This is a genomic window from Pseudomonadota bacterium, from assembly GCA_040752895.1.
Classification (GTDB): domain Bacteria; phylum Pseudomonadota; class Alphaproteobacteria.
The window spans coordinates 1-14030 of record JBFMHN010000001.1 but is presented as its reverse complement, the minus strand read 5'-3'; the positions used below and the strand labels follow the sequence as shown (position 1 = coordinate 14030).

The 14030-nt window shown below is 56.6% G+C and carries 11 protein-coding genes; 3 read left to right on the top strand and 8 right to left on the bottom strand.

Annotated elements, in window-relative coordinates; genetic code table 11:
* Nucleotides 1-23 precede the first annotated feature (23 nt).
* The 3 genes from AB1781_00055 (at nucleotide 24) to argE (ending at nucleotide 3990) form a co-directional block, all read left to right on the top strand.
* Nucleotides 24-1898 carry an ankyrin repeat domain-containing protein gene (locus AB1781_00055; GenBank protein MEW5702974.1) on the top strand — a complete coding sequence of 625 codons (1875 nt, stop codon included), beginning with the start codon at nucleotides 24-26 and terminating at the stop codon, nucleotides 1896-1898.
* 131 nt (nucleotides 1899-2029) lie between these two features.
* Nucleotides 2030-2806, top strand: a complete 777-nt coding sequence (locus AB1781_00050) for an NAD kinase (protein ID MEW5702973.1) — start codon at nucleotides 2030-2032, stop codon at nucleotides 2804-2806.
* 29 nt (nucleotides 2807-2835) lie between these two features.
* Entirely contained in the window at nucleotides 2836-3990 is a 1155-nt protein-coding gene (gene argE, locus AB1781_00045; protein ID MEW5702972.1) for an acetylornithine deacetylase, read from the top strand.
* Nucleotides 3991-4018: 28 nt separating this feature from the next.
* On the opposite strand, the gene AB1781_00040 is transcribed toward argE, so the two are convergent.
* The 8 genes from AB1781_00040 to AB1781_00005 form a co-directional block, all read right to left on the bottom strand.
* On the bottom strand, nucleotides 4019-5260 hold the full coding sequence (locus AB1781_00040) for a hypothetical protein (GenBank protein ID MEW5702971.1): 1242 nt from the start codon (nucleotides 5258-5260) through the stop codon (nucleotides 4019-4021).
* Between the two features lie 454 nt (nucleotides 5261-5714).
* On the bottom strand, nucleotides 5715-8222 hold the full coding sequence (locus AB1781_00035; GenBank protein ID MEW5702970.1) for a pyruvate, phosphate dikinase: 2508 nt from the start codon (nucleotides 8220-8222) through the stop codon (nucleotides 5715-5717).
* A 3-nt stretch (nucleotides 8223-8225) separates the two neighbouring features.
* A complete protein-coding gene (locus AB1781_00030) occupies nucleotides 8226-8804 on the bottom strand; it encodes a hypothetical protein (protein MEW5702969.1) in 579 nt (192 codons plus the stop codon).
* Nucleotides 8801-8962, bottom strand: a complete 162-nt coding sequence (locus AB1781_00025; GenBank protein MEW5702968.1) for a hypothetical protein — start codon at nucleotides 8960-8962, stop codon at nucleotides 8801-8803. Before AB1781_00025 ends, AB1781_00030 begins: the two co-directional genes overlap by 4 nt.
* Nucleotides 8963-8991: 29 nt before the next feature.
* The gene (locus tag AB1781_00020) at nucleotides 8992-10425 is read right to left on the bottom strand and encodes a hypothetical protein (GenBank protein MEW5702967.1); all 1434 of its coding nucleotides are present in this window, start codon (nucleotides 10423-10425) and stop codon (nucleotides 8992-8994) included.
* Nucleotides 10426-10502: 77 nt separating this feature from the next.
* On the bottom strand, nucleotides 10503-10913 hold the full coding sequence (locus AB1781_00015) for a PEP-utilizing enzyme (protein MEW5702966.1): 411 nt from the start codon (nucleotides 10911-10913) through the stop codon (nucleotides 10503-10505).
* Nucleotides 10914-11386: 473 nt separating this feature from the next.
* On the bottom strand, nucleotides 11387-12373 hold the full coding sequence (locus AB1781_00010) for a hypothetical protein (protein ID MEW5702965.1): 987 nt from the start codon (nucleotides 12371-12373) through the stop codon (nucleotides 11387-11389).
* A gap of 213 nt (nucleotides 12374-12586) precedes the next feature.
* Nucleotides 12587-13591 (bottom strand): hypothetical protein, encoded by a 1005-nt coding sequence (locus AB1781_00005; GenBank protein MEW5702964.1) that lies wholly within the window; start codon nucleotides 13589-13591, stop codon nucleotides 12587-12589.
* Between the last annotated feature and the right edge of the window lie 439 nt (nucleotides 13592-14030).

Genomic DNA, 14030 nt, shown 5'->3' with positions numbered 1-14030 from the left:
CAGGAGAAAGAGGAAGGCTTGGAATGGCGCTGTCTGCGCTCATCCATCTGTCATTACTTCTTCCGTTTATTATCGTCACCTTTCCCATTCTGCGTTTCGTGAAAACCATCCCAATAGAAGAAGCCGACGTTTTGAGGGTGGACGTTGTCGTCTTCGACAAGATTGATTCCGCCGCGCTTCCGGTCAGCGATTTCATCGACCTCACGGAAGAGCAAAAAATTCCAGAATTTCGCGCGCCGCTTCCCGACCTGCTTGAGCCAAGCACCGAACCGGACAAGAAGGAAACCCCGCCGAAGGAGACAGAGGCCAAGCCCAAACAAGAGACGGCCGAAAAACTAAAGGAGAGCGCAAGACAAGAATCTGAGAAGCTTGCAGAAAATAACCTGCAAGAAAAGGAGAGGGAAAAGGAGAGGGAAAAGGAGAGGGAAAAGGAGAGGGAAAAGGAGAGGGAAAAGGAGAGGGAAAAGGAACTCGCAGAAACATCCCCGGAAACAAAATTGAAAAAAACGGAAGACGCCAGAACAACGGAAGACATCAGAAAAGAGGAAAAGAAGGTTACGGAGCGTCCGGAGACGACGAAGAGGGAAACCCCTTTCTTCGAAACCGTCACTTCGGAAGTGCCGTCAAGCCCCAAGCGCCCCACAGCAGAACGGAAGCCTTCCAAGCCAGAAGATATTGATATTGAGGCTCTAGAACTGGGCGTAGGGCCCACGGGGCCCAAGCCGCCGGCCCCGACCGACGAAGCGTGGAAGGAAACACCCGCAGCTTCAACGGCAGCCCTGAGGAAAACTCCGGCCGATCAAGAGAAGGAAACGCCCGTTGCCCGGGCGACGGAAGAGCCTGCGCAGGCAGCGCTGCCGACCTCGCCCAAGGCTGCTCATACGCGACCCGGGCAGGACATGCCGGCAAAAGGCCAGCTTGGCGAATTGCTCCAAGGAATGCGCGAACGCAACCAACGCCTCGACCGCGCCCTTCTCAAAGCGCCGAAGAGCGAGCTGAACGAGCGGCAGGTGCAAAGCATCCTTCGCCTGCAAGACGCCGCTGAGCAAGGCTATGCCTATGCCCAGCACGGTCTGGCCGAGGTCCTCATGAAAAGCAGCCTCGACGGGCAAGCGCCGGAGGAAGCCGTGAAGTGGCTGACACAGGCCGCCCAATCCGGCTATGTCGAGGCGCAAGTGTTGCTTGGCTACCTCGCTGCAAACGCCGAAAATAAAGAGAGGAATTTTGCCGAAGCCCTGGCCTGGTGGAGCCTGGCCGCCGAACGCGGCAACGAAGCGGCAATTTACGGAGCAGAAAGGTTAGAAAAGTTGATGCGGGTGGAAGAGATTATCAAGGCGCGCCAGTTAGCCAAGAAGTTTAAGCACTACGAAGCCCAACTGGCCCCCGCCCCTTTTGTCTCCGGCGTTGAGGACAAGCGCGAGCCGAACGAGATCCTACGGGAAGCATCCGCTAACGGCGATATCAGCACGGTCCAACTGATGTTGATCCGTGGGGCGGATCCAAACGCCCTCGACAATACAGGCCGGTCCGCCCTGATAAATGCGGCGTGGCGGGGCCGCACGAAAATCGTCCGGTTGCTGCTCGAGAAAGGGGCCGATATCACCGTCCGCGACAACGATGGGATGACGGCGGCCAATTGGGCCGCCGTCAATGGGTATAGCGAGATAATACAGATGCTGGCAGAAGCGGGCTTAGATATGAACAACCGCGACAACGACGGCCTAACCCCCCTTATGCGGGCATCGTGGAACGGCCATGCAAAGGCGGTGGCAGCCCTGCTGGCGGCGGGCGCTGATCCAAAGCTCCGCGATTTCTCGGGAAAGTCCGCGTTCGACTTCGCGCTTCGGGAAGGGCATAAGCCGATTCAGCAATTGTTGCAGGCCGGCGGCGCGCCTTGATCCCCTTCCTTCGCTCTACGCCCGTTTGGCGCTCTGTTCCCCAGCCTTAAGCACAGGACGCTGGCGCGGCTTCGCTACTTCGATATACTGTTTCTCTTTCCTTGTGCTTGAGGACGCTCTACCGATTCCAGATGGGCCAGACGGAATTTCAGAAGATTGCCTTGGTTGCCTCGGAAGCGCCGGCCGCACAGGAAGCGCTTGCCCGCCTCGAGGAGCGCTACGATCACGTGCCGCCGGAGGAAGCGGACGTCATCGTCGCATTGGGTGGCGATGGGTTTATGCTGGAAACCCTTCATAGATATATCGAGCCAAACAAATCTATCTATGGCATGCATCGCGGCAGTATCGGCTTCTTGATGAACGGGTATGAAGAAGAAGACCTGCTGGAGCGACTTACCGCCGCGAAACCCATCCGGCTTCGTCCCTTGAGGATGATGGCAAAAAATCTCAAAGGTATCGAACACGAAGCGCTTGCCATCAACGAGGTATCCCTACTGCGGGAAACACGCCAGACGGCAAAGATCCGCGTGCGGGTAGACGGCATCGTCCGTATCGAGGAATTGATGTGCGACGGCATTCTCGTTTCGACACCGGCTGGAAGTACCGCCTACAACCTTTCCGCACGCGGCCCCATCATTCCCATCGACGCCAATCTACTGGCCTTAACCCCCATCAGCGCCTTTCGGCCGCGCCGGTGGCATGGGGCGCTTCTCCCTCATACGGCGAAAATTGTCTTTGAGGTGATTGAACCGGAAAAACGGCCTGTAAGCGCCGTTGCCGATTTCACCGAGATTCGTGATGTTGCGGTCGTGCATGTGAGCGAAGATCGCAAAAGGACGCCAACCCTTCTCTTCGACCCGGAGCATAACCTCGAAGAGCGAATTCTAAAGGAGCAATTTCTCCCCTGACATCAAAAAAAAGGAGCGCTGCACACCCGATGACTATCGGGAACAGCATGGAACTGCTCAAACAACTGGTCGCTTTCGACACGATCAGCAGCAAATCAAATCTTGATTGTATCGATTTCATCCGAACCTATCTGGCCGGCTTTGGAATCGAGAGCGGCCTACATTTCGACGAGACTCGCCAAAAGGCAAATCTTCTTGCGACGCTTGGAGTTGCCGCCGGTCCTGGCATCCTGCTGGCCGGGCATACGGATGTCGTGCCGGTCGAGGGGCAGGAATGGAAGACGGATCCCTTCCTCCTTACCGAACGGAACGGTAGATTCTACGGTCGCGGCGCGGCCGATATGAAGGGATTCCTGGCAACTGTCTTGGCGCTGGTGCCGGACCTACAGAAGATCGCCCGGAATATCCCGATTCACCTGGCCTTTACCTACGATGAGGAAGTCGGCTGCCTTGGAATTCAGCGGTTAATACCCGAGATCGAAAAGCTGCCGATGCGGCCTCGGGCTTGCATCATCGGCGAACCCACGGAAATGAAAGTGGTCATCGCGCACAAGGGAAAGATGATCCTGCGCGGTACTGTCCGAGGGCTTGAGTGCCATTCCGCCCTTGAGGAAGGCGTAAATGCTATCGAAATCGCCGCCGAAATCATTGCGCGCCTTCGCGCCATCGGCAGCCGGCTTCGCAGCGCAGGTCCTTTCGACGCCGGCTTTACCCCCCCCTATACGACCGTAGCGACCGGCACAATCCAGGGCGGAACCGCCGTTAACATACTTCCAAAATATTGCGCGTTCGCATTCGAGTTCCGTTGTCTGCCGGAGCAAGACGCGCGCGAACTGCTCGACGAGATAAGCACCTATATCGAGCGGGATCTTCTGCCAGGAATGCATGCCCGGTCCATAGAAACGGGCGTTCTTCTGGAAGTGATCTCCGACATCCCATGCCTCAAGGCGCCGGAAGACGCCGATCTCGTGGCGCTGGCAAAAAACGCAAGTGGTGAAAACGCAACCACCAAAATAAGCTTCTGCACGGAAGGCGGCGTCCTTCAGAAAGCCGGCGTTCCCACCATCATCTGCGGCCCGGGAAGCATCGAACAGGCCCACAAGCCAAACGAATACGTGACGGTGGATCAGCTTCACCGCGCCGAAGCTTTTCTCCGCCGTTTCGTCGGCCTCCTTCAGCCGTAAGCGGCAACCAGACCTTCCTCGCCTTGGATCAGGTGACGCTGTCCATCACAAGGATCAACGGGGGCGGCGAGAAGCCAAGATTGCGCGCCACGACATCGCGGACTTTTTGCGTCCCGGCCACCGCCAATAACTGGGCGTGGTCCTTGAAGTAAAGTTCCGCGATACGGTGGAACGGCGCCGGCGAGCCATCCGCCATACCCACGACCTTATAGGCCTTTAGGCATTCGCAAGGCACCGCCAGGGCAGACGGCACGATCTCGTTCACCCAAAGTTTCTCGAAGGCCGCTTCGTCCAGTTGGCGCGGATAGGCGATCATCAATTTCACCGGCGGCCTTGCCTCTCCCGACACCTCATCCAGGGCTAGGTCCGACTCGACAATCATGAGACCGGGCGCTCCGCCCGTGGAAATCTTCATGGCGTGCGCGACAGCCGTCTTCGCTTCCTCCGATCCGGCGGCGGTCTCAAGGCTTTCCAGATCGTTAAAATGCAACTCGGCAATCAAGTGGTAGGGCGCCTTCTCGCCGGTCGCGGCGCGGAGGGGGTTAACACGCGGCAACAAGAAGGAAATGAGCTTGCCAGGCACGAGACGGTTGCGCAGGGCGAAGACGAGAACCGGCCGCAACAGGTTGCGCGGCACCGTTACGGCAACGCGATTAACCCGCAAGAGCTTCGCGCCCAATTTCTGCGCCAGAGGCACATGTTCTTCCAGATATTGCCTCTCAAACTGTGGCACATCCTTGGGTGCCGGGTAAAAGACCATTAGAGAATGGGCAAATTGGTTCTCCTTCTTGATGGTCTTCGCGCCCCGGTAGGCACGCAATTCTTCCTCGCTCATGTCCCACCAGCGATCACCACGGAAGCGGAGCAGAATCTCGCAAAGTTCTCGCTCGACCTGTAAGTAGTCATGAACCGGCATGATCGGCGGACGATAGCGTTCGCGGAATTCTTCGACGATACCCTCGAGCTTAATGATGTCGGCCGCCTCGCTCGCTTTCTTCATATAGTCTTCGCGGACCGGATCAAGCGCTTCCCCGCGCGTTGTCCGCGTGAGCAGATCAGCGGCTTCCATCTTCTCCGACTTCAGTTTGGCGAGCTGCTCCTCGAGTTTTGCCTCCACCCAGCGGTAGTCCCCGCTCAGCTCCTTCGGGGGGCGCGCGTTGTAACGCCAGTCCACGAGAATCTCCGTCAGCTTCTCGAGGCTGTCATAGGTCCGAATCTTTAGAAGCCATTCGTCGCGGTATTGACGTTCCGCATTCGCCGTTAAATGCATTGGAAATTCCTCAAGTTAACCAATAATTATCTAAAAAAATTAGCCCCCGGTCAAGATCCGCCCCCCCCAAGAAAAGGTCCCTTTTCGGATCAATACCAGAAATATTTCGACCGCGGGATCATGCCGGAAACGCTCCCCTGTCGTCCGCACGACAAAAATGTCCCAAGTGTTTCAGGCCATGTCATTGTTCGAGCCGTTCAGACCGGCAATAGCGAACTCGTCCTTCAGGACGTCCACCTCGCGTTGCATTTATCAGACGGCCCATGAGAATGCCGTCCGGCACCGGCGGTAAATCCGTATAGCTTCCCGTGTAGGTCGGGCCGATGAAGCGGAACCCCTGGTCGTCAGGCTCGTACCGCTTCTACCATTCGGCCTTTGAAGCTTTGCCGCCCATCCGTTGCCGCCTCACGTTTTTTCGAATTATTTACACATATAATCAATGGGTTATAATTCGCTACTCTGGACTTTGGCCAAGCAATAACCGGATGCCTTCGTAATGATCGAGCGGGCATGTAAAGTTGCGGAACCCGAGCCGATAAAGCTCCGTCACGACGGAAAGCCCAGGTGTCCCGCCCAGATCGATGCCGAGCCGACAACCGGGATGTTTTTGCGCCGCCGCGAACAGCCCCTGCACCAGTTCCCGGCTTAGCGTATCGAGCGCGGACCTTGGGTGGTGACTCAGGTGGCCACTGGCCACGTATTCTTCCAAAACTTCATCCGAATAGAGAATTTCTTCCGGATAGCCGCGCACCGCACGGATGAGCGCATAAACATCTACCCAAAATACGGAACCTTCCCGTAGCAGGTCGGGCGCTGAATGCAGAATCGCCGGATTTTGAAGCTCCGCCCCGGTGTGAAGGCCGCCCACACGCTTGGCGATATCACGGAACGCCTGTAGTTCGCCAGGGTCGGTGATGCCGCCAACCAGAGCCGTGACCTGCTTGTGCCCACTGTCCTTGGCGGCGGCGGCGATGATACGCAAGAACGCCTCGACAAACCTCGGAGCGCCCAGCGGCAAAAGAAGGTGCGGTGACAAAGATGACCAGTCCGGAATCAAACGGCGCGCCTTGGTATTAGAAAGATTCGGGAGGCGTATATCGATCGGCGACCCGTTGGCCGCCTTGAAGAGCGCCACACAGGCCTTGTAAACCGTTTCCTCAAACCGTTTTTCCACCTTGTCGGAGGGTGCCGAGCCATCTGCGCTAAAGGCGGAAAGGCCTTCAATAAAGCCCGCGATGGCGCCCGTCGCGACGAGAAGATCCGTCAAGGGGATCACGCCGATACCGGCAACCTTGCGCCGCGCGGCAATACCGATTTCGGTGCTGTTACGCGCCGCCACCCAGACATGGGCACCAGAGGCTTTGTCCGCCCAGGCAAGAAGCTGGGCAAGAGCGCCCCCTTCCACGTCCACGGGACGCAGCGGCAGTATTCCCGAAAATACATCCCCCGTTTCCCCGTCAATGGAAACCGGATCGCCTTCCGAAAACTTCCGGCTGGCTACTTGGAAGGTTCTTGCGTCCGGATTGATCTCGATATCCGAGCATCCCACGACGCAAGGCTTGTCCAATGCCCGAGACACCACGGCGGCGTGACTGGCCGAGCCACCGCGCCCCGTGACGATACCCTGAGAGGCCAACATGCCACGAACGTCCAGGGGACTGGTGGTTGGACGAAGGAGAATAACGTTTTCACCGGTCGCGGCCCGATCGGCCGCCCGGTCCGAATCCAACACGCCGGCGCCACTCACGTGGCCGGGCGAAGCGCCGATGCCTTTTGCCAACCTGTCGCCCTTCTTAAGGGCTGCCTCAAGAGCGTCGGGATCGAATTTCGGCCTAAGCAGGCGTTTTATCTGGTCAACCGTGACACGTTCGAGCGCTTCGCGTTCATCAATAACCTTATCGGCAACGAGCTGCGTTGCAATCGACACGGCGGCCTCCGCCGTTCGTTTCGCCGTCCGGACTTGCAACAAGTAAAGCTTGTCGTTTTCGACCGTGAACTCAATATCGAGCGCATCGCGATACAAATCTTCCAACGCCGCGCCGTAGCCGATCAATTCCTTTGTAAGTTTTTCTCCAAGCGTTTTTGGATCGGCAAGCGAGTCCGCCGTTGTCGTTCCAGCCACCACTTCTTCGCCCTGCCCGCCGCGCAGATATTCTCCATAAAGCTCATGCGCACCGGTAATCGGGTTCCGCGTGAAGCAAACCCCGGAGCCGGAGTCCTGATTCAGGTTCCCAAACACCATCGTCTGGACGACGACCGCCGTGCCGAGATCGTCGGGAATGCCGTGATGCTCGCGATAGGTTTTTGCCCGTGGGGAATCCCAAGAATTGAATACGGCCATAATGGCATGGTCAAGCTGCAGCCTTGGCTCGGTCGGCGGTGCTTCCTCGCCCTGGTTCTCGATGGCAGCAAGCAGGGCCGCCTCAAACGCCTTCAAGGCTTCCGGCGTGCCTTTCGCGACCGCTTCCTTGCGGGCGGTCTCTGTCTCCTCCTCAAGCAGAAGCGCATCCAAGCCAAGGACGATATCCGCGTACATGCTCCAGAAGCGGGCCCAGCTGTCGACGGCGAAGGCCATATCGTCTGAAATCGCAGCAAGCCTGGAAACGGAATGCGCGTCCAAGCCAAGGTTGAGGATCGTATCCATCATCCCCGGCATGCTGATCTTGGCACCGGAGCGGACGGAGATAAGCAATGGCGCCCCCTCCTTTCCCCCAAAGCTTTTCCCGGATGCCTTCTCCAGACGGCCAAGCGCTGCGTTGACCTGTTCCGCCAATCCCGCCGGCAAACCGCTGCCGCCATCCCGGTGGGCCCGGTAGGCGTCCGTCGAGATGACAAAGGCCGGCGGCACGGGCAGCCTCTGGGCGACCATCCGGCCAAGGCCGGCCCCCTTGCCTCCGAAGCGAGTCAAATCGTCCGCGTCTAAGTCGGCGATATCCCAAACAAACTGGCTGGTAGGTTTCATGTATTATTTTTCCACTGTATCGCGAGGTTTCCCAAGAACGGCTAAGATATCCTCGTGGAACTCGAACCAGACGTTGTGAATGGAATCGGTCGTCGGGCTGCTGACGTAGCTATGATCGCCCTGGTCCACCTTCGCGAGCGCCGCTGCGAACCGGTCGGCATAGACCTGATAGCGCGGAACAAATACAACCGCCTTCGGCAGCGCCTTGATCAGACGCTCGACACTCCGCGTCAGCTTACCGAGGGTACCTTCGTCTCCGCCCTGTTCAGACTGCCAGGCGCTAACCAAGCCTAGAAACTGGGTGTTTATCGTCTCGAAGCGGTCATACCAAGCCACCAGCTCTTGGTTTTGGCGTTCTTGGGCGTAGGTCTTGTCGTAATACTCGAGAACGGCTCGCGTTCCATCCTCCGGCAGCATATATTGCCCGCCCATATCCAGCAGAAGGCTTTTCCCGACCGCACCCTCGACGAGGGTGCGCGCCGCATCGGCCTTAAGACCGGAACATTCGGAAATAGCCTCGACGTTTGCCATTTTCCGAAGGTAAACCGCATTCAGTACTCGAAAGATTTCATCACTGATCATCTCACCGACTTCTCTTTTTTGCCTCTATCAAACACAAACGCCGCGGCCAGCTTCATGGTCAACCGCGGTGTCTCCAAGCGGATACCAAAATCTAATACAAGAGGCACTTTATCAAAAGTGCGCCCGGAGACGACCTCCGGTGCGCATTTTTGATCCATCCCCTATTTCTCGACCGTCCCGTAACGCGTCAGGACCAGAAATACTTCGACTGCCGAAGATCCGCCTTCTTCGAGAACGGCAGATAGCCAGCGCCGGAGAAAACCTTCAAAGGCACGGTCGCCTGGGCGAAGTTGCGTTTGTTGATTTCGTAATAGTAATTCGCAACCCGTTGATCAATTTCCCAGAAATCGTGTTCCTTGTTGAAATAGTCGTACATGCCCGCCTTGCGCATATGCGGCAGGATCATTTCGATGTAGTAGCTGTAGATGCCGTTCAGGCAGAGCTCGTGCCGGGACATCTTCGCCGTCTTCTTGTACATGTTGAAGGTGGCCTGCTGGATTTTCTCGAGATGCTTTGCGATGTCGTTGATACCGACCGCATACACCTCGCCCATTGGCGTGTCGTGCTGTTCCCGCACCAAGACCGCGCCGCCAGTGATCGCCTCGATGTAGTTCTTCGGGATCGTGAAGCTCGTCGAGATATCGTTCACCCGGATTTCCTTAAGCCCCATGAGTTCCGGATCAACCAGCACCAGCATCGTAAAGCAATGCGGCAAGCCTTCGCAGACGTCGCTCCAATGATAGATATCTTCGTTCACGAAGAGATCGCGAACGATCAGAATCCGGCCATCCGGCATCTGGTAAGGGCCCGTATCGCCCAGCCCAAGCCGGCAATCGTAATGGTCGAAGAAAGCCAGCAGTTCCGCTGCCGCGTTGAAGGCGACGAATTTGTCGTGTTTCTCCGAGCCGGGCTCGAAATTCTCACAGTGGGTAACCAGCGATTCGAGAAAGTCTTTTTCGTGGATTGTGCAGCGATAGCGGTCTTGGGAGTTCAAAATCCAGCCGTCCTGCCGCTTGCCCCACAGGACCCGCTGCATGAACTTGAGGATGGTATTGCTCTCCTCGACATAATCGTCCGGTTTGATGACCTCCAAGGCAAGCAGGCCACAGCGACCCATGGCAAAAGCGACCGCGCCGAGGCACCAGTCGTGCACGCAATTGACCTTCGTGCCGATTTCGCGCCGCGCTGAGGCTCCGATGTCCATGACACCTTGTGCGCCCACCTCGTCCGTTATCCGCCGCATGAATTCCGGATAACGGTAGAATTCCTGCATGAAGGACAACATTTCATATTCCTGCCGCGGGATCATGCCGGAGACGCCTTCCGTCGCCCGCATGACGAGAACGTCCCAGATGTTCCACGCCAGATAATCGTTAAGGTCGTTGAGTTCGTCGACCGTGAATTCGCCCTTGAGGACGTCTTGTTTGGTGACCTTCTCGATGACCTTGCTCCGCATGCGCGCCTTCATCATGCGGTCGCCGAGAATCCCGTCGGGAACCGGCTCAAGATCCGTAAAGTTACCGGTGTATTTCAAATCCTGGAAACGAAGGCCCGTGTCGTTGGGCTCATACCGTTTCTTCCACTCGGATTTTTCACTACCCGCCTTGGCGGTGACAGCCATTGTATGCCTCCTCAAGCTTATCTTTGCGTTCAGAATTACCTGTTCGTGTTTACGCCCTTCACGCCCGGCAACCAACCCTAGGCAGAAATTCTGCCCTTATCGTGATCGCTGCAGTCCAAGGTGACCTTCTTTCCTTCCAGCGTCTGAATGATTTCCTGAAAGTGAGAATCCGGCGTCTCGCCAGGAACGTATTTGGATTTGCTGTCGTTCAGGTTAACCGTCATGACGCAGGGGATCTGGAATTCGCGGGTCAGAATTCCGAGATGCGATTCCGGCGCCCCGGACATCGTGATCACCCCAATGGCGCCCATGCTGAGCGCGGGTGCCAGGAACGTCGTCGTCCCGCCCCGAACCAGCAGGATATGCTCCTTCAGCTTGCCGCCCTGAATAAGCTTAATCACATCCTGCGGGCTAGCCAGGTATTTCACCGTGCCGCTTGGTTTTTTGTTGGTATTGAAGGTGTTATATCCTTCGGCTATGACTGTCATCTTTCATGATCCTTGTTTCTTTAATAACCTTACCCAAAGAATTTTTGCGCACTCGAAGGGCTTCCTCCCATCCTTATGGGGAAGGCCGCCGAGAGGATAAATATTCAACTATGCGAGACCCCGCCTGAAGGACGGGACCCGAACAACGGCCGCGGCAAAACCCCCACCATGAAACCGGGTGGATTGGGCATGCATTTCGAGTCGGCAAGGACACAGACGCCTCCCCCCTCTAGTATTTACAAGTTGTATCGTACCCCTTTACCCCCTATGGGCGGCTCCTTTGGAACCCGAGGTTTCGATAACTTTTTTATATTTTTTTTCACAAAAAAGCTAGCCATCTTTTGCCGGAAACTCAAGGTCAGTATTGCGCGATTCGATATATGGAACGGATAGTTAGGAGCTTGGATTCGGCCTTGGATTCCCGCGTTGTCGCATCGCTTAAGGCCTTGGCTCGAAAAGACATCTTCCGATAGTTAAAGGCGGCCCTCAATCATGTAGTCCATGTGCAGAAAATCCATGACGCCGCCATAGGCCTTCCGGCCACCCATCTCGTATTCCAGCATGGTGTGGAAGCCGCAGACGTTCGGAAGGTAATACCAAGGAAAGGCCGCCATCGCGCGGCCGGTATAATGGTACGTTTTACCGCGGACGTCTTCGGCCTCGACCGCGATGCTGCGGGAGTAGAAACCATCCCGCTCGGTGACCTCACCCTTGCCACTCACCAAGCCATAGCATTTGCCATTCTCCATCACATAGCCGTGGGCGAGCGGGCCGTAGGCCCCGCCGGCGCGGGGATCAATCGTAAAAATCGAATGGATGGCAAGATCGCGGCCGAAATGGATATTTCCCCAAGCCATGTTTCCGGAACGCGATTCGGGGCGGACACCCCAACTGTGATCCATGGTGGAGACGTTGTCGATCGGGTAGGTCTTGCCGCGAAGCTTGAGCACGCCGACGTAATGACCCGTGTGGTCAAAATGGCCGTTATACGCCGTCCCGAAACCCTGATGCTCAGCGAGCGCTTCCTTGCTACGCACGGCGGTGATCGGGTCCATCCTGGGATCCTGAATGTCGTAGGGCGGCATCAGTCCTTCATAGGTAAAATGCAGCTCCGTTCCGTCGCGGGCGACGTAATCCACTTTGTAATCCATCGGAGCCTTCGTAACCTCGACCGATAGCCCGTTGGCTAACTGGTATTTTCCGATCTCGATACCCGCCGGAATTGGGAGATGAACATAAAAGTCATTATGCAGCGCCTCGTAGGGGTAGCGGCAGAAGCCCTTCACGACATAGACGTTCGTCAGTACGATCCCGTGTGGCTTACGGAAAAGCGCATAGACAATGACCATCATCTCCTCTTCCGGCAGATAGAAGGTCCAGGCGTTCGTTTCCGCCCAGTAAAGGGCATCCTCCTTCGAGGTCGGCGCATGGAAAAACAGGGCATCCCGCTCGGTAATCATCGCGTACCTCCCGACTTTGCCTTTTTACCGTTTGAGAAAAAATGTAACTCGCTTCCAAGCCCCTGTCCTGGCTATTTGCAATAGGCGATTTGCAATAGATGTGCCCCGCCTTGACGACGGCGCAAAGAAAAAACCCCCGCCGGACTCAACCGACGGGGGCTTCGCAAAGGCTGATCTTTCACCCGAACGGCATAGCCGCCGGGAACGAGCGGTCTAGTATTTTGGCCGGCTCGGCAGCGTCATGTATGGCATGCTCATGAAATCCTGGCATTCGCCATAGGCCTTCCGGCCGTCGTTCAGCGTCACCTCGTTCAACGACTGAAACCCGCACACGCTCGGCCAGGCAAGCCAAGGATAGCCGGTCAAGGCCTTGCCCTTGTAGCTGAAGGTTTTCTGGCGAACGTCCGTAACCTCGACCTCGATCTCCTTCTGCTGATAGCCCTCGCGCTTCAGCGCACGGCCCTTGCCACTTACCAGACCGTAACATTTACCCCCTTCCATCACGTAGCCATGGGCAAGCTCGCCGTAATTGACCGGGTCCTTGTTCGGATCGATCTGAAAAATCGTGTGGATGGCGAAGTCCGGCTCGGCGTGAACATGACCCCAGGTCATGTTATGGGAGTTGAATTCCGGCCGGGGACCCCAGCTGTGGTCCATGGTCGAGATTTCGGAAATCGCATACTTCTTGCCGCGAAGCTTCATCGTGCCGGTATAGCGGCCGGACTGGTCGAAATGTTTGTTGTAGGCCGTGCCGAAGCCTTGCGCTTTCGCCAGATGATCCTTCGTCCGCTTGGCGGTGATCGGGTCCATCTTGGGGTCCGTAATATCATAAGGGGGCATCAGCCCTTCATAATGGACATCCAGCTCCATCTCGCCGTCTTCACTGCGGTACTGGATATCGTAGTCCATCGGCGCATTGAGGGCCTTTACCTGAAGGCCATTCGCCAAGCTGTAATTGCCGAGCCTGGCATCCTGCGGGATAGGCAGATGCACACGAAAATCGTTAAATAGGCATTCGGTTGGGTCTTTTCCGAACCCCTTGGCAACGAAGACGTTCGAAAGAACGACGCCCAAGGGCTTGCGAAAAATATTGTAAACGCCGATCGTGAGTTTCTCCTTCGAAATATAGAACCCGAAGAAGTTGGTCTCCGCCCAGTGCATGTTGTTCTCTTCTGGCGAAGGCGTATGAAATTCCATTACGTCTTTTGCAGTAATCATGCTGTTCTCTCTCCTCCTCGCTCGCCGATTTTTTCAGCGCTCACGCTCAACCTTAAGGGGCCATTTTCACCCGGCAAAATCAAGAAATTTTTCGATTCCAGGTTATGCACCACCCCTCTGAAAACGGCTGGTTTTTTCCAACAAGCCCCGACACGCAAGCCCTTGCTCACGCGACCTCTGGCACCTTAATAGCCAGTCTTTCCCCAGAGGCCCCGCATCCATCCGAGAATGTGGTGACAACCAAAAAGCCCAACCCTGCGTTCCCATGCGTTCGTTTGTGATCCGCGGCGTGCGGCCCCGCTTGAGATACGCCACAAAAAAACTGGCGGAGCCTTTTGGGCTCCGCCAGCGGTATTTAAACGCAACGAGTAGGCTTTAGTCGCCGCCCTTCTCGAGGCGCGCCACCGAGATGTCGTTCTCGGTCACCCCGATCGGGTTG